Below are 25,455 nucleotides of genomic sequence, written 5' to 3' on the forward strand. Positions count from 1 at the left end.
CCCACTGCTCTATATCAGTATTGTAGTAACAGACAAAAGGATGAGAAGCGGGGGAGTACCTGCTTCTCTTTCATAACTCTCTTGAGTCATGGCGGGAAAATCCTCAAACCGTAACACCGTACGGATATTTGCCACCTGCTGTTCACGCACCTCATAAAACCCAATCCCTGACACTACACTCATCGTACTCTTACCCGCTTGATCGGTCGTCTCAGGGCAACCAGCTGTTTCACATCCTCAAGCACCTCTGGGCTCCCAACTTCAATCATCAACCACTTTTGCTGCAGCCCTGTCTTTGCATCGGCAAATACCTGCTGTACATACTCAGTAAGGAAAGATAGGAGTATCTCAGCCTCAGCCATCTCCCGATATCCAATGACAATAAGAGCGAGGAATGAACCCTCCTGAGGATAGAGCGTGCAGAGGCTTCTTCCCCCCTTCTTGTATTTTACATTCCAGCCATACTGCATTGTGCATTTACTGAACTCAACCACCGGTTTAACCTGATAGGTCTCCTCCAGATAAGAGCACAAGCTGTCAAACAGCGGGTTCTGGACCTGCTTCGCAATAGCGTTGAAGGACATACCCACATCTTCTGTCCTGATCGGGAGCCAGAGTTCCATTGAGTTTGTGCTGTGGTACAACTCAGCTGAGAACGTCCCGCATTTTACCTTATGCTGCTTCATCCATCTCCTCATGTAGGTCATTGCTTTGTGGATTGCGCTGCCGATAAGCAGGTCAAAACTCTCAGCTTCTATACTGCATACCGCATAGTCACCCTTGAGAAGGGTGAAGTGAGCAAGACCTTCTTGATCAACTCCCTCTGCTCCTACAAAGTAAGTGGCTAAAGCATCACCTTTCCGCTTTGTGTACAGTACCCCTATGCTTACAGTGTCTACTGGCTGTGTTTGATGAAACGTATCCCATAGGCTGGCTGCAGCAGACACTCCGGTTTCTCTCCCACCAGAGAGGTCAGTATCGGGGAGGAGCCTCTCAATACCTGAGAAGAAACGAGGGGCTTCCAGCTTCCTTCGGGTTACTTCAACTACCATATCATCGGTAATGAGTGGAACACCTTCTTCGATATCTGCATACAGAATGGAAACATCGGCTTTGAGACAATGGTTGAGATGCACAGGATGCTGGCGGTACTCATCCGGAGTGAGGCCGTAGGCATCACGGAAGGCCCGGGTGTAATTGGCATGGTCGGAGAAACCAAACTCCAAGGCAATATCAAGAATACGCTTCTGAGTATTGGTAAGTGCTTCACATGACCTTGCCAACCTTCTCAGTCTTACATACTCTCCCACAGGCATCCCTACCAAACGGTTAAAAAGCCGCTGAAAGTAGAACGGTGACAAGGAGGCTACTGTAGCCAGCTCTCCAATAGATAAATCTTTTGTCTCAATGACATCCACCACACGTTGGATCGATTCCCATGCTTGCATGTAAATACGATAGCACAACAACAGCTCCTGCGCTTGTCAGAGAATGCCCTCTTTGGGGAAAATAGTATCGGAACTAGGAAGAACAATCACAAAATCCACAGCATCGAGAGTCATCACTGGATGGCATTCTAAGCAAATCTTGTCTCCCAACACAACAAAACCTCCCTGTATTGCCAGGAGGTTTTATATTGTTTGCCAAGCATGGGCAATAACTAAGTGCTAGCTTCCTGTTTCAACATACTGTTGAAAATGTTGTACAGTTTGGCAGGGTTGAGGACAGTCACCTCCGCCTCTGTGTTCTCGACTAGGAACCTTGCCAAGGAGAAGGAGGAAGTCCCCGCTTCCATAAGAACCAGATCCCCCTTGCAAAGCCTGCCTGCAAGCTTGGCCTTGCCCTTGGGGCCCATCTTCCCGGTAAAAAAATGACGGTTTCCCAGATCAGGCCCGTCTAGGATGCACCCGTGGAATGTCTTTTTTGACAAATCCAACCCATAGGCCCGTTCGTACTGCATGTTCATTGCCATGGCAGCACCCCCTAAGAAGAGTTTTGGAGCTGGAAGGCTGTATGGACACGGATTGTAATCCACCATTTTTATTTACAGGGTCATATCGGGAGGCAAAAGCCTCCACGACATGACCGACGATAGACTTCGATGACCGGCTTGAAGTATTTTTTTAAGCCAAGGTATCGGATTACTCCAATCCTTACAACCAGGGACACTCGGCCACCGGCTTCCTAACTCCGTCAGTTAAGAATATCATCGAAACTCCAGCTGTAAAGACTAGATCTACTTTCTTGTCCTTACAGCAGTCATTCTATTTTTTAACACTCAGACCAGAAAATGGGGTTTCAAGCACATCAAAGGTTGATCAGCCTCAGCACATCACCAAAGGATTTGCCTTTCCTGTCCATGGCCTCCAGGAGCTTCTGGGCTTGCAGAAGCCTTTGCTACTCGCGGAGGTTCTTCAATTCCGAAAGAGCCTCGTCATATTCTTCCTTCAGCCTTGCGACGCGGGTCTCGACGTCTATTACCTTCTTCTCGATTGTCTCGCTCTTCCTTGGCCTGCCCATGTCATGCCTCCTTGGTCTCGGCAGTGGAGTCATCCCGTACATCGGGATCCGGCTTGCCCCCGCCTTTCGCATTCCTGTTGTCTATCACCGACAGGATGTCCTTCTGCCTTGCCGTGATTGCATGGTCGAGATGGTAGGCACCGTCGCCGATCCGTATCGGCTCTATCTTCTCCAGCTCGCCCAGAGCGGATACGACATTCATGTAGTTGGGCCTTCTCCCCGTCGCCAGGATATGGCTGTTGATGGCGAAATACAGGCGGCTTCGCAGGATCAGGGCGATGAACTCGATGAATATCTTCGACCTCAGGGCCTCTACGCTCAGGATCCTCTCGGCGTTGCTTCCCGTGAATGTCTTGTCGGCGCTGAACAGCTTATCGGAGCAATCGCTAGACTTGTAGAGCAGGAGGGCTTCTCTTGCTGTCATCTTCTCGGAGCTGATCAGGCAGTAGTAACCGCAGTATCTTATGTATTCGTCGATCGCCCCGTAGTTCTTGGAATACATCAGCAGGACCATGTCCTTGTCGTCGGAAAGCGTGAGGTCGAAGAACCTGCTGTTAGCCTTGAGGTTGAGCCTGTCGCATTTCCTGCCCAGCATCCTGTCCAGCGTCCCCTCCATCTTCTTGCCGCAGGTCTCGAGGGAGCTCCTCTTGGCAACATATTTCCCCGCCGAATAGTAGATTTGGAAGTACCGCTTCTTCTTGTCCTCGCCGTATAGCTTCGCCTCGACCGTTGTGCCATTGGCGGCATACTCCCAGATTGTGTTTGCGCTTTTGTCCTCGAAGGTGCCCTTGACACCCAGCACCAGTGACGAGACAAGGCTCTTGCGACCCTTGACCATGATCAGGAAACTATATTTCCTACCTGGTATCTCAAACCTTCAAATAAAGCTTTGAATGCCTCATTTAAGCGATTTTCTTGGAAAATGATGTAATCTTGGTTTTCTCAATCGAGTAGGCTTGGCAGCCAACTACATCCATACTGTGGGAAAAAAGCTGGATGAGTAAGATGCTCAGAATAACCAACACGCCATCCGGTAAAAAGGGAGGGGTGTGGGTTTTCTCTTCCTTAACCACAAAGCAAAGAAAGAATAAACGCTCAATTGAAATTGGTCCTATTGGATCTTGGTTGCGGGTTTTAGCTTATCTACATTTAGCAAAATCTCTCCAGCTGGAATAACCTGACCTTTTAATTAGATTAGTGCACTACCGGTTTACACATCATGATGCGACAATGGACGGGAAAAGCAAATCCAAGGCATATGCATGTTTCGACAGTTCCCTGTTCAATACAATCGAATTGGGGACGCTAAAGGGATGCAGCTAATTCATGGGTATTAGTTCTGTGGCTTGTATGATTTTTCAGGACTCATCAGAACACATACTATTGAAATGATGGTTTTCAATTCGCAGTGGCAATGGTTTTGTCGGAAACATTGTATAGGATCGACACAATGCCTGAACGTACTTTTAAAGAAATTGAACACGAACATGCGTAAATGAAAAGTGCCACAGCCTCCCAGCCCAAGTCCGGGGTGGCGGTGCTTCTCCCTTTATGATTGTGATCATCCTCGGGAATCTTCATTCCCGAGGTATGTGCTATTGCTTGGCATCCTTCCCGGAAAGAGCGAGCGCAATCACCGAGGTTCTTCCTCCGGCGTAGACAGGATGGCATCTACATGCTTCTCTCTACAGACATCCTGCATTGCATATCACGGATATATGCCCTGCCCGATGAGGGTAGCAGTTCGATTTGAATATCGACTATTTCTCATGGTCAGCGAGCAATTGGGTCTTGAGATCGCGCAAACTGCCGTCCACCTGGTATTGATAGATATCAACCGCAGTGGAAGAAGGCCCGGTGGTCACTACTGCGAACGTCCTGCTGAGGAGGCTGCCATCCTTCTCCTTGTAATTGGTGTTGTGGTCAATCCACGTACCGGTATTCACATAATAGTGGCCATTGTCATAGTCGTAGAAAACTGGGACGTGGGTGTGTCCGAAGAGCACGACGCTGGTATCGCTTTGGGGGTTGTCAACATCAAACTGCGCTCGTGCCTGGCTTTCGAAATAGGTGCTGTCAAGTGCCCCCAAGGATGCAACCGCGAAGCTGGAATGCACGTTCACCCCATTGGCCTTCTGACGTTCTTTCCAAGTCCGTTGATAGTTCGGAAAGAGCACGGGAGCAGAAATTTCTCCCTGTTCGTTGCGTACCGGATACAAATCCTGGATCGAATAGGTATCGTTGTAACCATCGATGCGCATATCCAAAAGCTTGTTCCCAAATCCATCGGTCGGGGTAATGTTTTTGAACACTTTTTCCATGGTCCGATAGTAAGCATAGGCTCCGAATTGGTCAGGGTCGTTTACATGGTCTGGAACAGTCTTGATCACCGGGAGATCGGCCTTGTATTCAGGTTTTCCCTTAAGTACCCAGTCTGCCGCGAAACGAGCATAGAAGTATCCTGGAGGAAACATGGTAGGGCTGTTGGTGAGATGTGCATTGGATATGGTGTCCGGAGCTGAAAATACATCATACCGGTGTCCATGCTCGATAACAATCTCGTTGCAATCTCCGGTTCGGTACAATCCGACTCCGAGGTGTTGCGAACAGACTTTCATGCCAGGGATCGCCTCTTCGATGTATTGTACATTGACTGACATGTCATGGTTACCCACGACATATACCAGTTCGATGCCTGCATCCATAACTTCATTGAATGCGTCGACCAAATCCTTGTTGTTTTCGATGTTCTTCCGGTAGAATTCGCCTCTGTCGGTTTCGACAAACGAGAGCGGTAGGAACCATTCATCAAAGATGTCACCGTTGAGTACAACTTCCCGGACATCCGAAGTCATAGCGACGCGTTGCATGAATTCGATGAGATATGGTCGATTCTCCAGAATCTCAGCATAGGTATCTTCAAAGCCAGTGTGAAGGTCGCTGAGCACGATGATTTTGTCTCGAGTGTCTCCCGCAACCCAGAGCGGTTGTACACCATCCGATGCTACAGTCTCCTGTTTTGACAAGGACGTGCATCCAACGAAGGTCATGACCAATAAAGCTACGGCAAAGTAAGAAAGTATACGTTTTACCATGGATTTCCTCCTACAGACTGATGGTGTGGTACCCATCAATCTTTTATGTGACTCAGCCTCAGTGAGAAGTATCATGGATATCCTTGTACTCCTCTGTGAATCCCCGTAATTTTATTTGCATTATATCCTGTATTTCCCTGGGCATTGATTTTTTTCTTATTAGTGTCGTTTTTCTACTTTCTTGGGTGTGAAGTCCCTGTTCAGGGCCATCTGAACATCCTGTGGCAAATGTGATATTTGTACTTGATACCGATGATTTGTTGATGCAAAAGAACATAGGATAAAGAAAGACTGGGCCCGCAAGATCAAGAGGCTTGTTAATGAGTATTATCCCGACGAGGTTGTCCGTTTGGTAATGGGCTATCTCAACACGCATGAGATTGGACTACTGTACAATGCATTCCCTCCAGAGGAGGCTTTTCGTATTGCATCCAAATTACAAAGACAAACAGGGCGAAAATGGTTATGGGTTCTATGGATTTCCTACTCGGTACCTCACTCCTTCAGATAAGGCCCTGAATGCACTATTTCAGCAGTTTCTCTGGAAAATGTGGAAGTCCTTCCCGGAACCGATAATACATCTTTCACCTCCATGAATGAGGTTAGATGTTTTTGTTATGAAATCAAATGGCGATTTATAGTCCGCTTACAAATGTGGAAGTTCTCCCAGAATCGATAACAATGGCAAGGAAAGATGAACTTGTTGCCAAGGATTTATTGGACGCTTTCTAAAAAAGTGTCCTATGATGCTGTCATAAGGTTCTTGAAAGAAGGCTCAATAAAGTGAAAAACTGCTCTCTTTTTAAATTGAGTGGGAAAACCTTGGGAAGTTAAGATACATAATTACCACCTAATCTAATTGAATGGCCCTTCATTTCGAGGCAAGGAAACCCTCGTGAAGGTCATAGCTTGAACCTGATTTTCTTCATTCTAGCGACAGACAGATGTCTTCTGTTGTGATATAGTTTCTCATTGGATAAGTATTGTCCGTTTGTTTCAAGAACATTGTCCTCGATTTCCAGTATTCCCTGTCCTCATCAGCGAGAATAAGCATGAGTACAGGAAATTGATTATCTTAAATGAAATTGTAGATTGGGTTTATAGTCATACGCATTGAATTGAAGAGAGTAACATTATATGAGTAAGAAGTCTCTTTTGTTAGGTTTAATAACTTTTTGGTTTGCATCACCTATTTTGATAATTGCATTTATATTTCTAATATTACCACTTTTTATTATTACCGGCAGTCTAAAGCTTGCTATATTCATATATGTCGGATTAATAGCGATCATCCTAATCGGATACATATATAAAAGTGAAATAAAATTATGCTTTATAAGTTTGTGCCAAAGAGGAATCATTAACTTTTTTTCTTTCATCCTGATACCTTTAATTGCTATTGTTCTGATTATCTGCATTATAGGACAAAATAAAATGGATTATTATGGATTGCATGGCCAGTTACACATCGTAAAAGAGATCAACTCTTATAAAGGTTTTAATTTGTTTAAAGATCCATATACTGAAAGCAAGATGGAAGTATCGCACTACTTTGTTTATATTTATGATTCAGATTGGAATTTACTCAGAAGAATACAATATGATAGAAATAATAAAAAAGTTGCTTCAATAGAATTTAGCTTTAATGGAGATGAACCACAGCTAACTACAACAAAGTATGTTGATAATGTTCCCTTTAGATATAGCCCTCTGAGTTACAGAAGAAATCCTATCGAAAATGACATATTTGTTTTTGACAAAAGCCATATATCCTCTGCAGGAACAATTGAAAATCAATCATATCAGACTTACAATGAAGTCCCGTTCAGAGTTATGACAATTTCTAATAATTCAGATGGAAGTCCAGACAAAATAACTATAAGTGATGCAAAGTCTATATACGCTGGCATAGCAAGAGTTGATGAGGAAATTTATTATAAATACAGTGGGGAGTCTTTCTCCATATCCTATTATGACAATCATCTTATGCAAAACAGATTTGAACTGATTGAAAAGACCAATATTGAAATATCCCATGTGACTGTAAAGTGATTTCAAATTATCAACTTATTAGAAGGTTTTTTTGGTTGAATATATTATCCTGAACTTCCTGAAAAAATATGACTCAAACTGGAAAATATCATGAAATCTCTCTTGCAGAGCTTGATCAAGTGCATGATTTTGTCAAATGATTTTCCGCTTTTATCTATATCCTGAAGCAATTGTTCCACATTGAGACTTTTCTTTTCTTCAAGTAGACCTCTTGAGGTTCTGGGTTCGGTTGCTTCCTCATACTCGGCTTTTACATCAAAAATACATTTTGTGAATATCAAGGGAATTTTTTAATTTCAGCCTTAGAAATCTTTGCATCCAGGCAACCCATCTTCTTCATTCTTGCCATGGTTCACTCAGCTACCATTCCTACATAAAGAAGGCCATGGAAGACAACGACCTGTTCAGGAATTACACGATGCAGGGGTTGCTGGACGAGCTCGATATCATCGAACGTTTCCAGTACCCTGGTGCTTTTAATCAAGTAGAATTCCCCACTTGGAGGTGAAGACATTTTCTTGGACTCTTTAAGGAGAAGGGAATGTATTCATATGAAGAGAGGAAGAAAGCCGTTGAACTTTACATAAAGTTTGATAAGAGTGCTTGTGCCGTTGTAAGGGAGCTAGGGTATCCAGATACCAAGATGCTCAAGGCATGGCACCGGGAGTATCTTGAGAAAGGAGATCTGCACAAAAAGAATCGATTGGGATATACATCGGAGCAAAGAGCTGCAGCCGTGCAATACTATCTGGAACATGGTAGAAGCCTTGCTCGTACGGTTAGGGCTCTTGGGTATCCTTGCCGCCCGCTTCTTGGGGAATGGGTCCATGAGGACCTTCCCTCTGACTGCCATCCTTTGAAAAGGGGTAAGTCTGTTGTAGAATACACGGACAAGCAAAAGATGGACGCTGTCGTATCCGTGGCATCAGGAGAAAAAACTGCAAAACAGCTCCAAGAAGAGATTGGGGTAACCCGTAGCGCGGTCTATCAGTGGAAACGTCAATTGCTTGGGGAGGTAAGCAACCCCGAGATGAGAAAAAAATCCCAGAAAGAATCCGAGAAGGCTTCATCAGAACAGGAGATTCAGCTGAGGGCTGAATGCGACGAGCTGAAAGATGAACGGGACAGACTGCAGGAACAGGTACAGAAGCTCCAGATGGAGAAGGAAATACTTGAGAAGGCGGCGGAAATACTAAAAAAAGATGAGGGCATCGGTATCGATACACTCTCCAACAGGGAGAAAGCCATGATTATCGATGCCCTTACAGGCAGGTACACCATAAGTCAGCTGCTGCCCTCCCTGCATATGGCGAAAAGCAGTTACTTCTACCAAATCCAAGCCATGAAGAAAGATAAGTATGAGCTTGTCAGGAAAGACCTGAGGAATGTGTTCTCTGAGAATCGGCAGTGTTACGGCTATCGCCGGCTGCATGCAGTCATGACATCCAATGGAAGCACCATTTCAGAGAAGGTGATTCTTCGTCTCATGCATGAGGAAAACCTTGTCGTTCCTTCCGTGAAGAGGAAGAGGTACAGCTCATACAAGGGTGAGCTCAGCCCTGAGGTCGAGAACATCATCAAGCGTGACTTCCATGCCGAGAACCCCAATGAGAAATGGCTGAGCGACATCACGGAATTCAGCATTCCCGCCGGCAAAGTATATCTTTCTCCAATGGTTGATTGTTTTGATGGCTACGTCACCTCCTGGACCCGTGGCACGAGCCCCAATGCTGAGATGGTGAACTCGATGCTGGATGAGGCTGTGGGCACACTGAAAGCTGGAGAGCACCCATTGGTCCATACCGATCGGGGGAGTCATTACCGTTGGCCCGGCTGGATTGAGAGAATGAATCGTGCCGGGTTGGTTCGGTCGATGTCGAAGAAAGGCTGCTCACCCGACAATTCGGCATGCGAGGGCTTTTTCGGCCGATTGAAGAATGAGATGTTCCATTCCCGCTCATGGTTTGGGGAATCAATCGAAGAGTTTTGTGCACTGCTTGATGATTACATCTATTGGTACAACGAGAAACGAATCAAAATGTCTTTGGGAGCGAGGAGCCCCCTTGAGTATCGCAGGAGTCTTGGATTAGCATCATAGAAAAGTCCAACTTTTTGTCCGCACCCCCCTTTACGCTGAGGAATTCCCCAGTTTGATCAAATTCCCCAGAATCCGTATCCAGGGTATTCTCTAATTTGTCCTTCTTACCTCCGTTACCTGATCTTTCATCAAGGAATGCTCCAACCTCCAATCCTTCGTCCCTGTATCTATCAAGTGGCCATAATGAACCACCCGGTCAATGATTGCTGCTGCAAGCTGTTCATCAGTGACTACCTGCCCCCAATCCTTGAAAGGCAGGTTTGTTGTGATGATGAGGCTTTTATGCTCATAGGAATCGGCAATCACCTGAAACAGCATCCTGGAGCCTTCCAGGTCGATGGGAACATAGCCCCATTCATCCAGGATGAGGCAGTCCAGTTTCTTCAAATCGTTCAGGTACCGTTCCAGCCGGTCCTCCTGCTTGGCTTCAACCAGCCTCAGCACCATTTGGGAAACTGTTGTAAACTTCACCTTATAGCCTTGCATGCATGCATCAATGCCCAGGCAGGTTGCAAGCATAGTTTTGCCGGTTCCGCAGGCACCAAAGAAAACCAAGGTCTTCTTTTCTGGTATGAACCTCAGGGAGAGCAAATCCTCCCTAGGTAGTAATTTGGGGAACCTTACATGGGTGAAATCATAGTCTCGGATGTCTTTGGGGATGGGGAAACCCGCCTGTTTCACCAGCCTTGCCTTGCTTACATCCTGCCTATGGTAAAGCTCCTCGGATAACGTCTCCTCCAACCATTTCAACTGTCCTTTTGTCCCGGTATCCAGAATACGGTTAACCCCCTCTTTGGATACATAAAACTTACGGAGGTGAGAGCTCAGCAACAATTCAATCTGTGCTTTCCACGCTGCCTGGGAGGGTTTGGAGCTGTCTTTTGGAGGTCTGCTCATCTGTTGCCTCCTTGGGCCATCAATGCATTGAAGGGCTCAAGGCTTACACCGGTAGTATTGGAGGACATACCGATCGGGAACGAGACAAGCCTCCTTGCATAGGTTTTTACATCAGCCGCTGAGTTTTCCCTTTCACCATGCCAGGTGTTGTCCATTGCAAGGGCGGCGACATTGAAACCGAATTCCTGTGCCGTCTCGTTCAAAAGGTACAACCCGCGTTTCCTTGCATTTGCATCTGCATGGTCCATATAGTTCCTGAAGGCCCCAGGTTCCATTGCTTCCCGGACTTGACTGTTCATCCAGGCATTGGGCTTGTATTTCAATGCGTCAAGACTGATGAGCATGTCAACGCTTTCTGTGGTGGAACCGCCGAACTGCCTTGGGTATTCATGGATGAATCCACCCTCGGGAGTGTAGAACTTGATGTCCCAGGCCCCAAAGCCACAAAGTATCGTGCGGTTTGCATATCTGGGTCCCAAGAGATAGCTGTGTGTCGCCGAATTGGTTTTCACCATTCCGTAGCTGTCGGTGGTAAAGGTGTCATACCTGACCACCACGAAGGGGGTGTGGGGCAATGGCAGCAAGGCCTTCCTGTCCGTCTCGAAAAGATTCTTGACCAGTTCCCCCTTCTGGTAGTGTTCCACCTCCATCCTCAGGTTTCCGCTCTTTTCCATCAATGGGTAGGCATTGAAACGGACAATTCCGCCAGCCGGGATGCATACAGTAGGGACGAACAGGTGGGAACGAACGTATTTCACGGCGGCTTCCACGTTTCCCTTCTCATTTCCGCTCTGTGGATTGCAAAACCTGACCTGGAAGCGATGATGGAGCTGGAACCTGGCAAACATTTGGCATTGCCGTACCTTATCCCCGATCCTCCGGCCTACGCCGGTGGCGTTATCGAAGATAATGAGAACAGGGATTCCCCCTATGTAATTGAAGATTGCCAGCAGACCCTCGCAGACACATTCTGCAGTTTCCCCTTTGAAAAGCTGGCAGAAGACCCTGTTGCTGAAGGGGAAGGAGAGCACCAGGAAGTAGAGTTTTTCCAGCTTTCCCTCGATTAAGAAATGGGCTTCCCCGAAGTCACACTGGGCCTCCCCAGGATGCCAGACAAGCTTGAGCGCGCCTTTCTCATGGTTGCTTCGCAACTCTTGCTGGTGCTTGGCTTTCATGTATCTTCTGATGGTATGGTAGGCATGCTCCAATTCCACATGGCAGCAGTCCACGAAAAGGAATTCCCACATGCGCGTAGCCGTGAAACGCTGCTTGCGGTTGAGTTTCTTTTGTTCGTCAATCAACTCGTCAATCTGTTGGATGTAAGGCTCCAGCAAACCTCCAGGACATCCCTTCTTTGTTGGCATTTCCTGATTGAAATCCGTTTTGTCCAGGATTTTCCTGACCGTCTTCCGATCGTGTCCTGTAGCTTCCGCTATGGCACTGATGGTATTCCCCTGACGGTCCATGTCCTGTATCATCTGTATCTGGGACATTTTTAACATAACTCCTATGAATCCTCCCTAAGCCTTTTGGTCGAGACTTGGGAAGATTAGATTCTGGGACTTCTTGTTGCAAGTGTCCCTTTTTCCGTTTGATCAAACTGGGGAATTCCTATGATCAAACGGGGGTGCGGACAAAAAGTTGGACTTTTCTATGATGCTAATCCAAGACTCCTGCGATACTCAAGGGGGCTCCTCGCTCCCAAAGACATTTTGATTCGTTTCTCGTTGTACCAATAGATGTAATCATCAAGCAGTGCACAAAACTCTTCGATTGATTCCCCAAACCATGAGCGGGAATGGAACATCTCATTCTTCAATCGGCCGAAAAAGCCCTCGCATGCCGAATTGTCGGGTGAGCAGCCTTTCTTCGACATCGACCGAACCAACCCGGCACGATTCATTCTCTCAATCCAGCCGGGCCAACGGTAATGACTCCCCCGATCGGTATGGACCAATGGGTGCTCTCCAGCTTTCAGTGTGCCCACAGCCTCATCCAGCATCGAGTTCACCATCTCAGCATTGGGGCTCGTGCCACGGGTCCAGGAGGTGACGTAGCCATCAAAACAATCAACCATTGGAGAAAGATATACTTTGCCGGCGGGAATGCTGAATTCCGTGATGTCGCTCAGCCATTTCTCATTGGGGTTCTCGGCATGGAAGTCACGCTTGATGATGTTCTCGACCTCAGGGCTGAGCTCACCCTTGTATGAGCTGTACCTCTTCCTCTTCACGGAAGGAACGACAAGGTTTTCCTCATGCATGAGACGAAGAATCACCTTCTCTGAAATGGTGCTTCCATTGGATGTCATGACTGCATGCAGCCGGCGATAGCCGTAACACTGCCGATTCTCAGAGAACACATTCCTCAGGTCTTTCCTGACAAGCTCATACTTATCTTTCTTCATGGCTTGGATTTGGTAGAAGTAACTGCTTTTCGCCATATGCAGGGAGGGCAGCAGCTGACTTATGGTGTACCTGCCTGTAAGGGCATCGATAATCATGGCTTTCTCCCTGTTGGAGAGTGTATCGATACCGATGCCCTCATCTTTTTTTAGTATTTCCGCCGCCTTCTCAAGTATTTCCTTCTCCATCTGGAGCTTCTGTACCTGTTCCTGCAGTCTGTCCCGTTCATCTTTCAGCTCGTCGCATTCAGCCCTCAGCTGAATCTCCTGTTCTGATGAAGCCTTCTCGGATTCTTTCTGGGATTTTTTTCTCATCTCGGGGTTGCTTACCTCCCCAAGCAATTGACGTTTCCACTGATAGACCGCGCTACGGGTTACCCCAATCTCTTCTTGGAGCTGTTTTGCAGTTTTTTCTCCTGATGCCACGGATACGACAGCGTCCATCTTTTGCTTGTCCGTGTATTCTACAACAGACTTACCCCTTTTCAAAGGATGGCAGTCAGAGGGAAGGTCCTCATGGACCCATTCCCCAAGAAGCGGGCGGCAAGGATACCCAAGAGCCCTAACCGTACGAGCAAGGCTTCTACCATGTTCCAGATAGTATTGCACGGCTGCAGCTCTTTGCTCCGATGTATATCCCAATCGATTCTTTTTGTGCAGATCTCCTTTCTCAAGATACTCCCGGTGCCATGCCTTGAGCATCTTGGTATCTGGATACCCTAGCTCCCTTACAACGGCACAAGCACTCTTATCAAACTTTATGTAAAGTTCAACGGCTTTCTTCCTCTCTTCATATGAATACATTCCCTTCTCCTTAAAGAGTCCAAGAAAATGTCTTCACCTCCAACGGGGGAGTTCTAGAATATCAAAAGCAACCCTGGAAAGAGGGCGACGACAGGCGAGATGACAACCAAGCAGAAGAAGCTTTATGAAGCCTTCGGTTTCCCAATGCCTTCCTAGATATAAAAAGGAGGGACTTCAGGCTATAAGACCTCAGTGAATGTCAGGGAAGTTTTTCATTTCGAGAAAATTATCATACTGCGCACATGCCTATGTTGGTCGGCGGATCTCTAGGTGAGGGAAATAATCGATGGATTCAAGGAAGGTCATGCTGTTTAATCATAATTCAAAGTCCCTCACCTCAAGGGTCTTCCCGAGACCGCATCAAATAACAATATTTTCGTATGCTTGGTCGGGAATTATATCAACTATAAATAAAGGGTCAATTCGGCAGTGTATATTATCTCAAAGATAATGACCGGTTTAGTTTAAGAGTACGACACATGGAATTAAAATGTAATATTTGATGATTTATATTAGTTGCGGTATTAATAAACTCTCCAATACTAATATTATAAGCTTTGCAGTAGTTTTCAAGCGTTGAAAGAGTAGGAAGATTACAATAACGATTGCTTTCTCGAAAACTTATTGAGCTAATTTGAAAACCAGTAATTTGTGCTAATTGATTCTCTGATAATTCTTTTTTAAATCTATAATACCTTAGCGTATCAGAAATATCTTCAGGATAAATTGTATGATTTCCAATTGCCCCTTGAAAAGTGTCTCCAGCATATCTAAGGAATATTGCGGTATCGGTTGCTGTTAAATCTGAAATTTTGAGGATTGTTTTCAAACAAGGATTCCATTCGTCATTTTTTAGGATTATTTCTATCCACCTTTTGTTTACTTCAAGTTGTTTTGCAAGAACAGAAATAGAAATTTGCTTTTCATTGATAATAAAATCAAGTGCTTTTCGATAGTTCATAGACATCTCCAAAATTGTTTATTTTAAGAGATGCAAAAGTCATCAAGTTGCTTCAATTCTAAGATTTTGCAATTTATACGCGGAGTCGCGATACTATACAGAACTGATGCTTAATTGGAAGCCTTGCTTTTCTACAAAAGCAACCTCAAAACTAAAAATAATCTGCAGTAGGCTTTTTTTATCAAGCCCGACAGGAGAAGATAACCCACCGATTTCATCGGTTCCACTGGACTGAGCCATCGGTCAATATTCCCTTGAGAGAAGTCCAAAGGGTCGGGTTTTAAACTCATTTCGACTCTTGGTCCAAAAGTAACGATAATCTTATTAATAATATATTATTCTTGAAAAACTGTATAATTAATAGCGTAAAAGCTTGTGGGAATATGATTTCATAGAGATAGGTAATAGCAAAATTTCACTTTTTCCAGAGATGAATTTTAGAAGTTAGGTTTTGTTTATGATTTTATTTATCAATATTTTTATAGTTTGCTGCAATAATTCGCTAATGCAAATAAAATCCTAGCCATTGGTGATAAAATTGTGATATATTACTTAAATAAGGGAATATATTGATTTATGCGAATTGGAATTGTTGACGCAGACCTTGTTGGAAGGAAAAAACACAGGTTTCCAAACCTTGCCTGCGAGAAGATATCAGCTTATTGGAAAGAAAAGGGCGCTGAGGTTTCCTTATTATTGAACTATAACGATGTGAATGAATTTGAAGAAGTGTTTATATCAAAGGTTTTCACTGATACAATTGTTCCTGATAGTATATGTGATTCTCAGGTAGTGCATATTGGGGGGACAGGATTCTATTTTGATAGAGCACCGAACCTTCCTGAGGAGATTGAGCATCATATGCCTGATTATCATTTATATGATGATTGGATTAACAATGAAATTAACAATGTAAAGTTGGAATATGAGCAACTTGGTAAAAGTCTAAGCATGTCATCGTACATGCAACAGTTTAAAGAATATCAAGGTTATGCAATAGGGTTTCTTACCAGAGGATGTTTTAGAAAATGCAAGTTTTGTGTTAATCAGAAGTATGACCATGTATTTGCTCATAGCCCTTTGTCTGAATTTTATTCAGGAGAGGAAAAGAAAATCTGTCTTCTTGACGACAATTTTTTAGGATGTCCTAGTTGGCGGCCAATGCTTGAAGAACTAACGGACACTGGAAAACCTTTTAAGTTTAAGCAGGGTCTTGATGAAAGACTACTTACCGAAGAAAAATGTAAATTACTCTTTTCTGCAAACTACGACGGTGACTATACATTTGCTTTTGATAACATTGCAGACTATGAATTAATCCATTCAAAGTTACAACTAATCAGAAAATACGCCAGAGAGAAAGAAAGTATAAAATTTTATGTTCTAGTTGGTTTTGAGAGTACCGATGGTCAAGATATAGAAAATGCGTTCAAACGCATTTCTTTGTTAATGAAGTATAAATGTTTGCCTTACATAATGCGCTACCAAGATAAAAATTATTCTCCTTGGAAACAATCAAGGTTTAGAGGAATGTATATTGCTATTGCTAGATGGGCAAACCAGCCAAGTATTATAAAAAAAATGAGTTTCCGGCAGTTTTGTGACGCAAATCAAGCTTTGTGTAAAACACCTGGAAAAGTTTGCGCTACCATGATGTCAATGATTGAGTTTGAGAAGGAATATCCAGCAATAGCAAAACAGTATTTCAATCAACGTTTTGAAGACTAGAGGAATAGAAAATGGCTAAATCAAATTACATGGAACTTAGTATCAATGAAGTAGAGTTGGATATTACAAACCCACGTATCAAGATGTATTTGGAAAACTATTCTGAGATTACTTCAGAAGGGATTGCACTAGCTTTAAATGGTGCTGCGAGTGATGGGGCTTTTCTGGCTCTTCGCGAGTCAATTAGAGCAAACGGAGGAGTCATCAATCCCATCCTTGTGAATCATAACGAAGATGATAAATATATTGTTATAGAAGGAAACACAAGGCTTCAGATTTATAAGGATTTTCTTGTCACTAACCCAAGTGGGCCATGGAGAACTATTCGCGCTATTGTTTATGAAAACATGACCGAGGAAGAAATACACTCAATCCGATTACAAACTCATCTAGTGGGGCCGAGAGATTGGGATCCATATTCAAAAGCTAAGTATTTGGATTATCTTATGAATGATAAGCGTTTGCCTCTCAATGCAATAATTTCCTATTGTGGGGGGAAAAAGACAGAAATTCTCAAGTTGGTTGCTGCATATCAAGATATGCAACGATATTATGTAACAAAAACAAAGGAGCTGGAATTTGACCTTGATTACAAAGACTTTTCAAAATTTTCTGAACTTCAAAACAAAGGAATAATAGATGCTTTAAGGCTAAATAACTTTACAAAGATAGATTTTTCAACCTGGGTCTTAAATAGAAATATTGATACTGCTCAAAATGTAAGACTGCTCCCAACTATCCTTAAGGATAAAGATGCTAAAGCTGAGTTTTTACGAACAAATATCTCTGAGGCGTATAAAAGAGTAAATCTTCCGATTACAGCGATTGACCTTTCAAGTATTGATTATTTTAGTCTCTGTCAAGCTTTGACTGCAAAATTGGATAAGATTTGTTACAAGGAAGCAAAATATCTTCAATCAGATAAAGGAGAAGAAAAACGTGCTGCACTTTTGCTATTGAGTCAAAGTATTGAATTTATCCTTGATGAGGGATCAGAGGAAGAATAATGGCTGAATCTTCAGAACATATGAAGTATGTTGATATATTATTTTCCTTTGTGGAAACCCTGATTCCAAAAGAAATGGGTTCGTTAATATTAGTGGATAAACCAAGTTGCAGAGAAAAGCCACCACGTACATCCGGAAATTTTACTCCAGACATAATCTATAAGAATCAAGAAGTACTGATTATTGGCGAAGCAAAAACAGAAGATGATGTAGAGAGGCGACACAGTCTATCCCAATACGAGAATTACTATTTAGATGCCATAAATTTTGAAGGGAAATCGATTGTTATTCTTTCAGTTCCATGGTTTATGAAGAATACTATTAAAAATGTTATGCGTCGAATTAAGCAAAGGTATATAAGAAAAATTCCTGTTTTTGTTATTACCGAGCTTGGTGGAGCGGAAGAAATATGAGTAATATTAATTTTTCCCATTCGATCAACTTTGAAACCAAAAGAAAGGCTTTTCCTTACCAAAAAGAAGCATTTGATGCAATAAAAGACTTAGATTATTCTGCAATATTTCACGAGCAGGGACTAGGGAAAACCAAGATAGCAATTGATTTGATACTGTATTGGCTAGAAAAGCGTTCAATCGATACAGTTCTTATTGTAACAAAAAAACAACTTGTGTCTAATTGGCAAAAAGAATTCCATAGTCATACTTTTATTTCTGCAAAAGTCTTGGATTCTGATAAAAGAAATAATTATTTTATTTTGAATAGTACTGCAAGGGTAGTTTTGACAAACTTCGAGACTATTTCTTCTGAAAAGGAACGGCTTCGTCTTTATCTAAAAACAAGGAGTGTCGCTTTGGTTATTGATGAATCTACAAAAATTAAGAATCCAGATTCAAAGCTAACTAAAGATTTTTTTGCGTTATCAAATCTTTTCACGATCAGAACTATTATGACAGGAACCCCTGTCGCAAATAGACCATACGATATATGGTCTCAGATTTTCTTTCTGGATTCAGGAAAAAGCTTAGGTAACAATTTTCCAGAATTTAAACAACATACTAATCTAAGAAACGATTTCATTGAGAATATTGAGAAACGAGAAGAATTTGAACAGTGTGTTTCTGAAATCTATTCGAAAATCTCATCGTTTACTGTTCGTGAAACAAAGAGTAGTGGAATAATTCAATTACCTAAAAAGATATATCATGATATCTACTGCAATTTTGAACCTACTCAATTGCATATGTATAAGGAAATTCAGAATGAACTTTCTATTCTGGTTCAAAAAGAAAACGAGACGTTGCTAGATGACAATGAAGCGTCTCTTAAAAGACTAATACGACTTCTTCAAGTATCATCAAATCCTAGGTTGATAGATGATTATTATGGTTATGATTCTGCTAAAGAAGTTGAACTTAAAAAGATTCTTGGAGAAATATTAAATCGGTCAGAAAAAGCAATAGTGTGGAGTTGTTATATAGAGAATATAAATTACTTTTGGCAATTTTTTAATGAATATCAACCTGCCAGGATTCATGGAAAATTGTCTATCGAAGACAGAAACAAGTCTGTAGAAAGATTTTTAGAAGACCCAAAATGTAAGATTTTATTTGCTACGCCACAATCAGCGAAAGAAGGACTAACATTAACTGTAGCTAACAATGTAATATTTTATGATCGAGGGTTTAATTTGGATGATTATCTTCAAGCTCAAGACCGTATTCATCGCATTTCACAAGTTAAAGACTGCAACATTTACAATCTAATGGTAAGAAACAGTATTGATGAATGGGTTTCTGTTTTATTACAGGCCAAACAGAATGCGGCGTTTTTGGCTCAAGGTGATTATCAATTAGTAAAATATTGTGAGGCTATGGATTATTCTTATGGGGATTTAATCAAAGAAATATTAAGCCAGGAGGTGGAGTAAATGGATATTGATGATTTTTTATTGGGGAAAATGATGATTGGGAAAAGAGAATATGAAGTAAAAAACTGTGACCTTAGGCAATCTGACCTAGCTTTCTATGTTGATAACCCAAGAGTATATAGTTCTCTCCGAAATATTGATGATTCTGTGCCTACTCAAGAAGAAATAGAAAAACATATGTGTGATATGGAGAGTGTGAAACAATTGCGTTTGTCGATTAAAGAAAACGGAGGACTAATTGACCCACTTATAGTACGGGAGAGAGACTTTGTCGTATTGGAAGGAAATAGTCGTCTAGCTGCTTATCGCCTTCTATGCAAGACAGACCCAGTGAAGTGGGGAAAAGTAAAATGTACAGTTCTTCCCGCTGATATTGATGAAGCTGCAATCTTTACTTTGCTTGGACAATACCACATTGTTGGTAGAAAAGATTGGAGTCCCTATGAACAAGCAGGATATTTATATAGGAGAAAAAAAAATACAAAGATTCCTATCTCAGATATTGCGAGAGAATTGGGTATTGCAGAATCACAAGCAAAGAACTATATTCGAGTTTTTGAATATATGATTACTATAGATGACCTTGTGCAATCAAGATGGAGCTATTACGAAGAACTTTTAAAGAACAAAAGTATTCAAAAAGCAATAGATATTAATCCAACTTATGAAAAAGTTATTGTGGCTCAGATTAAGACTGGGCAAATTGAAGCTGCTGCTGATATAAGAAAAATAGGAAAGATAGCGTCATTAAAGACTAAAAAAGGAAAAAAAATTTTTCAGGAGGTAGCTAATGGTGATAAAGATGTATATTTAGCTTACTCTGAACTACAAAACGCTGGAAGTTTCGATAAAGTATTTGAAAAGGTCACATCTTTTAGGAATTATATCATTGAACCGTCGTTGAAGCAGAGTATTGTTTCTAGTGCAAAGAAGGATGACATTGTGTTTTGCATCAAAAAAATTATTAGTCGACTTAAAGATGTACAGAAAGAGATAGAAAATGAGTAATTCTGAACTATTGCTTTTTTTTAGTGGTACATACGAGAAAAGTTTAAATGGTAAAATGTTATATAGAAACTACAAGTTACCAGAAGATGAAGTGATCTCTTACATAGACAGAATCTCGAATTATCCATTCTTAGACTTTCTTGATATCATTAATGGCTATAATGATGTTTCATATTTGACTTATGATGATGTTTTTCAGTTTAGTAGTTTTGAAGATGCTACTTGTAATATCTGTAAAGTAATTAAAAACGCTGGAGATGAAGGATATTCATGTATTGAGATCGGGAAGATGCTTGAAAATGATGGCAAACAAAGAAAGGATGGTGCCTACACAAAATACGGTGAAAATCATGCAAAAACAGCATGTCAGTTAGGGCTTCTTCATTCTATGAGCAATGTATATTTTTTGACTTGTATTGGTGCTTGTGTCAATGATTTACCCATAGATATAAGTGAAAAGTTCATCTCTAGAATTTGCCTTAGAAACAACCTAATAAAAAAAATTATTCGAAGGATTCATACTGCCGGACAAGCAAGCTATTTTTCAGAAGTGGATTTTCTTTGTCAGTCGACGGCTGAAAGGAGATCTAGTAATGTAAAAACTGTAATTAGATATATTGCAACTCATGCTGATACTGAAGGATTCTTTGAAGCATTATCATTCCAAAAATGATGATTTAAAAACTAACAGATTAGAAAACAATCATTTGATGTGATGACGTTTTTGCTTAGGCTATTTAAAGAACAGGTAGTCATTTGGGGAATTTTTTAAAAATCATCCACATAGGATTGTTGGCAGAATTCACACTAAGACTTCACTTGGTTGAACAAGAGATTTGTTTACTAACCCGATTTGGCATACATTGACCAAAAGAACTTCCTATGTTCCATCTCGTGCCACACTGAGAAAGAGGTGAGTCTATAAAACAAGAAGAACTCCCCGCATCTAGCAAGGAGTTCTGATTTTTGGGCCCAGAAGGACTTGAACCTTCGACCCACGGATTATGAGTCCGATGCTCTAACCAACTGAGCTATAGGCCCGAGAAAACCGTACTTAATCTAAAAGATTTTGCCAAGAATGTAAAGCGGATAGGGCCCTGTTGATGAAAAAACCTCTTAGGTGTTTTCTGATTGCATTGTCCTGCATGTTTTGGCATGGTATTATTCTATCCATACTGTAGGAGATTTTCCATGCGAAAGAAACTGACTATCTTTCTAGTCCTCTTGCTTGGCATCTCAAGCTTGTCCTTTGCTTCCGATTGGAGGTATGTCTTTGGCGATGTGTCCCAACACCCTGAAATTCTGGGAGGGTTACTGCCTACCTACACAATAATGGGAGCTGGCTATGATGGCATCTCGCTTATCGAGGGCAACCGGACAGAATTGCAATTGCTTGTAGGGGTAGGCTACAGCCAGCGGAAAATCTGGCAAAACCCTGTCGATGGCTCATTCATAACCGAAAACCCCTTGATTTACGATTTGTTCCATACCAATTCGCTTGTCCGATTTTCCCAAGGCTTCCTGCAATCTTCAGTACCAGATAAAGACCTTTGGACCGCCTATGCAGGATTTGAAGGGAGCTTTGAAATCTACAAAGACTCCATGGTAGTCGGAAAAGACCGCCAGAATGGAACTACTACCTACACCGTTTCCTCGATTGCCGATTGGTTTACCTCCTACGGGGTTTCTCCTTCCGACAATGCCTATTATCCGGATTTTGGAGCCAACGGTGATGCAATGCTCAGCACAACCCTCTTTGCCGGTATCAAACTGGACATGATGGACGACCAGATGGTCGCCCAAGACGGCTTTGAAAGTGACTTCTCCTTAAGGATAGGTCCCTCCTTTTTGAATAGCCTCCTTGCAGGGACAGCTTCCTTTTATAGTTTTACATCCAATACAATAGCGGCAATAACCCTTTATAGCCTTAAAGATGAGAAAGACATCAACATGTTCTCCCTTGTAGCCTTGGACCGATTCAATATCAACTGGACCAATGGGAATGCAGTTCCCCTGTATGAGCAGGAAACCGTTTCCCTTGGCCGCAAAGTAAGAGGCTACTCCAATTGGACGTTCAACACCCAGTTTTCCGTCGTCAACAATTTCGATCTTCGCATCAGCGGGCCTGAACCCATTTCCGATGGACTCTTTCCCCGGGTAACCCTATTTTTCGACGTTGGTTTTGGTGCAGGCAACTACTTCAATACCTCCCTTTTTGAAACCAACTTCTTGGCTAGCACAGGGGTGCAAGGCACTGTCTCCCTCTTTGATTTTATGGACCTCGGGTACCAGGTTGCCTATCTTTTTACCAACAACAACTATATGTGGTATGGAAACCGCGTAGTCGGCTCTGTAACCTTCTTTTTGGATTTCTGATAAGTAGGTCTCTAAAAAATGAGGAGGTAGCCGTTTGTTTAGGCAACCTCCTCTTTCTTGATATAGTTTTAGTTCTTTGCGCCGTTTCCTTTTTATCTGGCTTCTTCACGCCATTCTTTCTTTGCCTTGATCTCACCAAGCAGGAAACGAGCCCCCAGATTGTCCATCGGACAAACACTGAGTAGTTTTTCGCAGACCTTTTCGGCATCTTTGAAATTACCCATTTTCCAATAGACAAGGCATAATCCATGCAAAGCGCGCAGATACGGACGGTTATTCAGATAGAGCCAAGGGAAGACCATTTTGCTGTCTTTTGGTAGCGCCTGTTCGGCTATGAACACGGCTGCCTCATAGCAGTTTCGTGCATTCCAGAACATTTTTCGATTTCCCAGGTACAGGGAACCGATATGATTCAAGGCATCGATGCACTGGGGGTAATCCTCCCACAGCTTCGTCAAAAGTGCATACCGTTCAGCAAAGGTATCCAACTCAGTTGACTCAAATACCGGGTCGGAATTTTCGCCATAGAAACCAAACCCCGTATAATCCTTGAACTCGCATTCGTTGCCGGGCAAAATCTCGAATTCCAAAGGAGGCACTGCCAGATTTTCCGTACGGAAAACATGGTTGACAATTTCCCCTGATACGTACTTGGTTATACCGAATTTCCATTCTTTGGCGACTTCCACCGTAATGGTGTCAAGTTCGACAACTGCCCAGGTCTCTCGTTCCAAATCCCAGCGTACCTTGGTTTTTATAGACACAACCTGTCCGCTATCAAGTTCCCTTGAGCGAAAGCCGGAGTCCAGCAACTTGATGACAAGATAGTCTTTTTGCATGGTAAGCCCTTCATTCCTTTTCTTTTCGTGTTCCGATTACCTGGAATTCTCTTAAAAGCTCTTAATCCTTGCCTCTGGCTTAGAGCTTCACAGCTTTGAAACTGTCAGTCAGTTGATACGATTCCTTAACCAGCTTAGACCTTTCTTCCCCTACAGGGGTGGTCTTCAGTTGAGTCTCAATTTCAATATATCTTTGCAACACTTTTTGAAATGGTTCTGATTTGTATTTCTCGCCAATCCACAGACGGTCTTCCTCGGTAATCGCAGCAATGACTTCCTCAGGGGCGGAATCGAGATATTCGCTTTCCTCAAAGGTAATCGCATGCCATTCATCACGGGCAGTGGACGTTGGTTGCCCTAAAAGCCGGGGGATCAGATGTATATTGGAAAGCATGGTCCTTGCTAAAAGCCTGTCCGGTTCCAATCCCATCCTATGGACTATCAATGTCCAGCAAAGCAACTGAAAGGGTTCCCCCATATCATTGGGAAATTTCTTTTCATACCATCGTATATATTCGGCGGAACTCTGGTTGTCATTCAGGATAAAATACAAATAGAAGAGATAATAGCGGTCGCCGCTGCTGTCATCGATCGACCCATGTTCCATCTCAAAGTCACTGAGCTTGGCCCTGATCCTGTTAATCTGGTTTTTCAAACCTCTGGGAGTCTTTGGAATCTTCATCGCATTGCTCTCCTTTTACGTGGTCCGTTGTACCTATATTGTCGTCCATGCTGTCGCTGTTTGCAAGTAACTGGCAGACCCCCTTTTTTTAGATTATGCTACGGCAACAAATGCTTTTTTCTCCTTGGATTTTCGGTTGCAGAATCCTCGGTAGTCACCTTTTTCATAACCTAGCCAAAGTGGAAGAAGGGGAGCTCGCTGACAAAGACTTTGATGCAGCATTGCTTGCTGCCTTCAAAACCAAATTCCCTACTTGCAAGATGCAATGCAAGACCTGCATCGGGCCCCCTAAACCTCTTTTCGCGGAAAACAGAACGCAAAAATCCAGATCCCTGTCCCTGTGGAAACGGAAAGAAATATAAGGAATGCTGTATGGGGAACGCATGATCTCTCTTATTTATAGGGGTTCGCTTCGCTCTTTTTAAGGATATCCTTTTCCTCGAAACCCAAAGCAGAGAGGGCCAACACCGTCTTGTTCAACTGGTAGGCAGGAATCCATCGCACGGTAAGCCGTACGGTATTGGTCTCCGTAATCTCGGCAAAGGGCCTGAGCCCAGCATTGAGCAATCTGTCATACTGGCTGTAGGCAGTGAGTACCGAGCTGTAGGAACCGACCTGTATCTGGTACCAGCCGGTGTCACCGGCACGGTTGTATTTCGATTCCGGGACCTCGGGTTCGAAGATCAGGGTAAGGGAAACCTTTGCAATTCCACTTTTTACCATATCGATCTGTTTGGCAGCCTCAGGGGTAAGGTCAATGATCCTTCCGTCCACAAATGGGCCGCGGTCATTCACCCGTACATCGACACTCTTGCCATTGTCCAGGTTCGTTACTCGCACAACCGTTCCGAATTTAAGGCTCTTGTGGGCAGCCGATAGCGAATCGGAATTGAAGATATCCCCGTTTGCCGTAAGGCTTTCTGACTTGTCGCTTGTGTACCAGGAAGCTATCCCTGTCTCGATGACGGTTCCCGGTTCTGTCTTGGCAACCTTGGCTTCCTCTGCAAAAAGGGGAAGCAGTAACAAAAGGCTAATGGCAAAGATGATGGCTCTTTTCATGCTATGAGTATACGCTCTCTCCTTTTGTTTTGGCAAT

At 43.0% G+C, this 25,455-nt stretch carries 24 protein-coding genes and 1 tRNA gene; 10 read left to right on the plus strand and 15 right to left on the minus strand.

Annotated features, from left to right (window positions below):
• Nucleotides 1–9: 9 nt before the first annotated feature.
• From SPIGRAPES_RS17050 to SPIGRAPES_RS12195, 6 genes are all read right to left on the minus strand, one after another.
• On the minus strand, nucleotides 10–183 hold the full coding sequence (locus tag SPIGRAPES_RS17050; RefSeq protein ID WP_155816735.1) for a hypothetical protein: 174 nt from the start codon (nucleotides 181–183) through the stop codon (nucleotides 10–12).
• The gene (locus SPIGRAPES_RS12180; RefSeq protein WP_041384672.1) at nucleotides 180–1,448 is read right to left on the minus strand and encodes a DUF3788 family protein; all 1,269 of its coding nucleotides are present in this window, start codon (nucleotides 1,446–1,448) and stop codon (nucleotides 180–182) included. Before SPIGRAPES_RS12180 ends, SPIGRAPES_RS17050 begins: the two co-directional genes overlap by 4 nt.
• Before the next feature lie 212 nt (nucleotides 1,449–1,660).
• Nucleotides 1,661–1,972, minus strand: a complete 312-nt coding sequence (locus tag SPIGRAPES_RS12185) for a hypothetical protein (protein ID WP_014271049.1) — start codon at nucleotides 1,970–1,972, stop codon at nucleotides 1,661–1,663.
• 425 nt (nucleotides 1,973–2,397) lie between these two features.
• The gene (locus tag SPIGRAPES_RS17480; RefSeq protein ID WP_014271050.1) at nucleotides 2,398–2,520 is read right to left on the minus strand and encodes a hypothetical protein; all 123 of its coding nucleotides are present in this window, start codon (nucleotides 2,518–2,520) and stop codon (nucleotides 2,398–2,400) included.
• A 1-nt stretch (nucleotide 2,521) separates the two neighbouring features.
• Complete coding sequence (locus tag SPIGRAPES_RS12190) at nucleotides 2,522–3,358, minus strand: hypothetical protein (RefSeq protein WP_050805775.1); 837 nt, start codon at nucleotides 3,356–3,358, stop codon at nucleotides 2,522–2,524.
• A 922-nt stretch (nucleotides 3,359–4,280) separates the two neighbouring features.
• Nucleotides 4,281–5,615: a metallophosphoesterase gene (locus SPIGRAPES_RS12195; protein WP_014271051.1), complete on the minus strand. Its 1,335-nt coding sequence runs from the start codon at nucleotides 5,613–5,615 to the stop codon at nucleotides 4,281–4,283.
• Nucleotides 5,616–7,049: 1,434 nt separating this feature from the next.
• Here SPIGRAPES_RS12195 and SPIGRAPES_RS12205 point away from each other — a divergent pair.
• Nucleotides 7,050–7,667, plus strand: coding sequence for a hypothetical protein (locus tag SPIGRAPES_RS12205; RefSeq protein ID WP_155816737.1), 618 nt, complete (start codon nucleotides 7,050–7,052; stop codon nucleotides 7,665–7,667).
• A 352-nt stretch (nucleotides 7,668–8,019) separates the two neighbouring features.
• On the opposite strand, the gene SPIGRAPES_RS17055 is transcribed toward SPIGRAPES_RS12205, so the two are convergent.
• Nucleotides 8,020–8,181 (minus strand): hypothetical protein, encoded by a 162-nt coding sequence (locus tag SPIGRAPES_RS17055; protein WP_014271053.1) that lies wholly within the window; start codon nucleotides 8,179–8,181, stop codon nucleotides 8,020–8,022.
• A gap of 27 nt (nucleotides 8,182–8,208) precedes the next feature.
• On the opposite strand from SPIGRAPES_RS17055, the gene SPIGRAPES_RS12215 reads away from it, so the two are divergent.
• A complete protein-coding gene (locus tag SPIGRAPES_RS12215) occupies nucleotides 8,209–9,765 on the plus strand; it encodes an IS3 family transposase (RefSeq protein WP_014271054.1) in 1,557 nt (518 codons plus the stop codon).
• A 90-nt stretch (nucleotides 9,766–9,855) separates the two neighbouring features.
• Here the strand turns inward: SPIGRAPES_RS12215 and istB are convergent, their stop codons facing one another.
• The 4 genes from istB to SPIGRAPES_RS12235 form a co-directional block, all read right to left on the minus strand.
• Nucleotides 9,856–10,662, minus strand: a complete 807-nt coding sequence (gene istB / locus SPIGRAPES_RS12220) for an IS21-like element helper ATPase IstB (protein WP_014271055.1) — start codon at nucleotides 10,660–10,662, stop codon at nucleotides 9,856–9,858.
• Complete coding sequence (istA, locus tag SPIGRAPES_RS12225; RefSeq protein ID WP_014271056.1) at nucleotides 10,659–12,155, minus strand: IS21 family transposase; 1,497 nt, start codon at nucleotides 12,153–12,155, stop codon at nucleotides 10,659–10,661. The genes istB and istA overlap by 4 nt, the downstream gene beginning before the upstream one ends.
• Before the next feature lie 158 nt (nucleotides 12,156–12,313).
• Nucleotides 12,314–13,870 (minus strand): IS3 family transposase, encoded by a 1,557-nt coding sequence (locus tag SPIGRAPES_RS12230; protein ID WP_014271054.1) that lies wholly within the window; start codon nucleotides 13,868–13,870, stop codon nucleotides 12,314–12,316.
• 436 nt (nucleotides 13,871–14,306) lie between these two features.
• Nucleotides 14,307–14,831, minus strand: a complete 525-nt coding sequence (locus SPIGRAPES_RS12235) for a helix-turn-helix domain-containing protein (RefSeq protein ID WP_014271057.1) — start codon at nucleotides 14,829–14,831, stop codon at nucleotides 14,307–14,309.
• 576 nt (nucleotides 14,832–15,407) lie between these two features.
• Between SPIGRAPES_RS12235 and SPIGRAPES_RS12240 the strand changes: the two genes are divergently transcribed.
• Genes SPIGRAPES_RS12240 through SPIGRAPES_RS12265 form a run of 6 tightly spaced genes read left to right on the plus strand, consistent with a single transcriptional unit; the run spans nucleotide 15,408 to nucleotide 21,135 of the window.
• Nucleotides 15,408–16,559, plus strand: coding sequence for a radical SAM protein (locus SPIGRAPES_RS12240; RefSeq protein WP_014271059.1), 1,152 nt, complete (start codon nucleotides 15,408–15,410; stop codon nucleotides 16,557–16,559).
• 11 nt (nucleotides 16,560–16,570) lie between these two features.
• Nucleotides 16,571–17,566, plus strand: coding sequence for a ParB/RepB/Spo0J family partition protein (locus SPIGRAPES_RS12245; protein ID WP_014271060.1), 996 nt, complete (start codon nucleotides 16,571–16,573; stop codon nucleotides 17,564–17,566).
• Nucleotides 17,566–17,979 carry a hypothetical protein gene (locus SPIGRAPES_RS12250; protein ID WP_014271061.1) on the plus strand — a complete coding sequence of 138 codons (414 nt, stop codon included), beginning with the start codon at nucleotides 17,566–17,568 and terminating at the stop codon, nucleotides 17,977–17,979. The genes SPIGRAPES_RS12245 and SPIGRAPES_RS12250 overlap by 1 nt, the downstream gene beginning before the upstream one ends.
• Nucleotides 17,976–19,454, plus strand: coding sequence for a DEAD/DEAH box helicase (locus SPIGRAPES_RS12255; protein WP_014271062.1), 1,479 nt, complete (start codon nucleotides 17,976–17,978; stop codon nucleotides 19,452–19,454). Before SPIGRAPES_RS12250 ends, SPIGRAPES_RS12255 begins: the two co-directional genes overlap by 4 nt.
• Nucleotides 19,455–20,462: a ParB/RepB/Spo0J family partition protein gene (locus SPIGRAPES_RS12260; RefSeq protein WP_014271063.1), complete on the plus strand. Its 1,008-nt coding sequence runs from the start codon at nucleotides 19,455–19,457 to the stop codon at nucleotides 20,460–20,462.
• Nucleotides 20,455–21,135, plus strand: a complete 681-nt coding sequence (locus tag SPIGRAPES_RS12265; RefSeq protein ID WP_014271064.1) for a hypothetical protein — start codon at nucleotides 20,455–20,457, stop codon at nucleotides 21,133–21,135. Before SPIGRAPES_RS12260 ends, SPIGRAPES_RS12265 begins: the two co-directional genes overlap by 8 nt.
• A 294-nt stretch (nucleotides 21,136–21,429) precedes the next feature.
• Here the strand turns inward: SPIGRAPES_RS12265 and SPIGRAPES_RS12270 are convergent.
• Nucleotides 21,430–21,503 (minus strand) — tRNA-Ile (locus SPIGRAPES_RS12270).
• A gap of 150 nt (nucleotides 21,504–21,653) precedes the next feature.
• Between SPIGRAPES_RS12270 and SPIGRAPES_RS12275 the strand changes: the two genes are divergently transcribed.
• Entirely contained in the window at nucleotides 21,654–22,838 is a 1,185-nt protein-coding gene (locus SPIGRAPES_RS12275) for a BamA/TamA family outer membrane protein (protein WP_014271065.1), read from the plus strand.
• A gap of 92 nt (nucleotides 22,839–22,930) precedes the next feature.
• Here SPIGRAPES_RS12275 and SPIGRAPES_RS12280 read toward each other — a convergent pair whose 3' ends face one another.
• Both SPIGRAPES_RS12280 and SPIGRAPES_RS12285 read right to left on the minus strand, forming a co-directional pair.
• On the minus strand, nucleotides 22,931–23,677 hold the full coding sequence (locus tag SPIGRAPES_RS12280; RefSeq protein ID WP_014271066.1) for a tetratricopeptide repeat protein: 747 nt from the start codon (nucleotides 23,675–23,677) through the stop codon (nucleotides 22,931–22,933).
• Between the two features lie 79 nt (nucleotides 23,678–23,756).
• Nucleotides 23,757–24,359 carry a hypothetical protein gene (locus SPIGRAPES_RS12285; RefSeq protein ID WP_014271067.1) on the minus strand — a complete coding sequence of 201 codons (603 nt, stop codon included), beginning with the start codon at nucleotides 24,357–24,359 and terminating at the stop codon, nucleotides 23,757–23,759.
• A gap of 213 nt (nucleotides 24,360–24,572) precedes the next feature.
• On the opposite strand from SPIGRAPES_RS12285, the gene SPIGRAPES_RS17600 reads away from it, so the two are divergent.
• Nucleotides 24,573–24,746 carry an SEC-C metal-binding domain-containing protein gene (locus tag SPIGRAPES_RS17600; protein WP_081468801.1) on the plus strand — a complete coding sequence of 58 codons (174 nt, stop codon included), beginning with the start codon at nucleotides 24,573–24,575 and terminating at the stop codon, nucleotides 24,744–24,746.
• 6 nt (nucleotides 24,747–24,752) lie between these two features.
• Here SPIGRAPES_RS17600 and SPIGRAPES_RS12295 read toward each other — a convergent pair whose 3' ends face one another.
• A complete protein-coding gene (locus SPIGRAPES_RS12295) occupies nucleotides 24,753–25,418 on the minus strand; it encodes a septal ring lytic transglycosylase RlpA family protein (RefSeq protein ID WP_014271068.1) in 666 nt (221 codons plus the stop codon).
• Between the last annotated feature and the right edge of the window lie 37 nt (nucleotides 25,419–25,455).

Source organism: Sphaerochaeta pleomorpha str. Grapes (assembly GCF_000236685.1).
Taxonomy (GTDB): Bacteria; Spirochaetota; Spirochaetia; order Sphaerochaetales; family Sphaerochaetaceae; genus Sphaerochaeta; species Sphaerochaeta pleomorpha.

Coding starts and splice junctions, on each gene's coding strand:
- SPIGRAPES_RS12215 (WP_014271054.1), top strand. CDS start 8,209: ATGTATTCATATGAAGAGAGGAAGAAAGCCGTTGAACTTTACATAAAG.
- SPIGRAPES_RS17050 (WP_155816735.1), bottom strand. CDS start 183: ATGAGTGTAGTGTCAGGGATTGGGTTTTATGAGGTGCGTGAACAGCAG.
- SPIGRAPES_RS12205 (WP_155816737.1), top strand. CDS start 7,050: ATGGATTATTATGGATTGCATGGCCAGTTACACATCGTAAAAGAGATC.
- SPIGRAPES_RS12230 (WP_014271054.1), bottom strand. CDS start 13,870: ATGTATTCATATGAAGAGAGGAAGAAAGCCGTTGAACTTTACATAAAG.
- SPIGRAPES_RS12260 (WP_014271063.1), top strand. CDS start 19,455: ATGGATATTGATGATTTTTTATTGGGGAAAATGATGATTGGGAAAAGA.
- istB (WP_014271055.1), bottom strand. CDS start 10,662: ATGAGCAGACCTCCAAAAGACAGCTCCAAACCCTCCCAGGCAGCGTGG.
- SPIGRAPES_RS12245 (WP_014271060.1), top strand. CDS start 16,571: ATGGCTAAATCAAATTACATGGAACTTAGTATCAATGAAGTAGAGTTG.
- SPIGRAPES_RS12285 (WP_014271067.1), bottom strand. CDS start 24,359: ATGAAGATTCCAAAGACTCCCAGAGGTTTGAAAAACCAGATTAACAGG.
- SPIGRAPES_RS12180 (WP_041384672.1), bottom strand. CDS start 1,448: ATGCAAGCATGGGAATCGATCCAACGTGTGGTGGATGTCATTGAGACA.
- SPIGRAPES_RS12235 (WP_014271057.1), bottom strand. CDS start 14,831: ATGAACTATCGAAAAGCACTTGATTTTATTATCAATGAAAAGCAAATT.
- SPIGRAPES_RS12240 (WP_014271059.1), top strand. CDS start 15,408: ATGCGAATTGGAATTGTTGACGCAGACCTTGTTGGAAGGAAAAAACAC.
- SPIGRAPES_RS12250 (WP_014271061.1), top strand. CDS start 17,566: ATGGCTGAATCTTCAGAACATATGAAGTATGTTGATATATTATTTTCC.
- SPIGRAPES_RS12190 (WP_050805775.1), bottom strand. CDS start 3,358: ATGGTCAAGGGTCGCAAGAGCCTTGTCTCGTCACTGGTGCTGGGTGTC.
- istA (WP_014271056.1), bottom strand. CDS start 12,155: ATGTCCCAGATACAGATGATACAGGACATGGACCGTCAGGGGAATACC.
- SPIGRAPES_RS17055 (WP_014271053.1), bottom strand. CDS start 8,181: ATGTCTTCACCTCCAAGTGGGGAATTCTACTTGATTAAAAGCACCAGG.
- SPIGRAPES_RS12195 (WP_014271051.1), bottom strand. CDS start 5,615: ATGGTAAAACGTATACTTTCTTACTTTGCCGTAGCTTTATTGGTCATG.
- SPIGRAPES_RS12275 (WP_014271065.1), top strand. CDS start 21,654: ATGCGAAAGAAACTGACTATCTTTCTAGTCCTCTTGCTTGGCATCTCA.
- SPIGRAPES_RS12295 (WP_014271068.1), bottom strand. CDS start 25,418: ATGAAAAGAGCCATCATCTTTGCCATTAGCCTTTTGTTACTGCTTCCC.
- SPIGRAPES_RS17480 (WP_014271050.1), bottom strand. CDS start 2,520: ATGGGCAGGCCAAGGAAGAGCGAGACAATCGAGAAGAAGGTAATAGAC.
- SPIGRAPES_RS17600 (WP_081468801.1), top strand. CDS start 24,573: ATGCAGCATTGCTTGCTGCCTTCAAAACCAAATTCCCTACTTGCAAGA.
- SPIGRAPES_RS12280 (WP_014271066.1), bottom strand. CDS start 23,677: ATGCAAAAAGACTATCTTGTCATCAAGTTGCTGGACTCCGGCTTTCGC.
- SPIGRAPES_RS12265 (WP_014271064.1), top strand. CDS start 20,455: ATGAGTAATTCTGAACTATTGCTTTTTTTTAGTGGTACATACGAGAAA.
- SPIGRAPES_RS12185 (WP_014271049.1), bottom strand. CDS start 1,972: ATGGCAATGAACATGCAGTACGAACGGGCCTATGGGTTGGATTTGTCA.
- SPIGRAPES_RS12255 (WP_014271062.1), top strand. CDS start 17,976: ATGAGTAATATTAATTTTTCCCATTCGATCAACTTTGAAACCAAAAGA.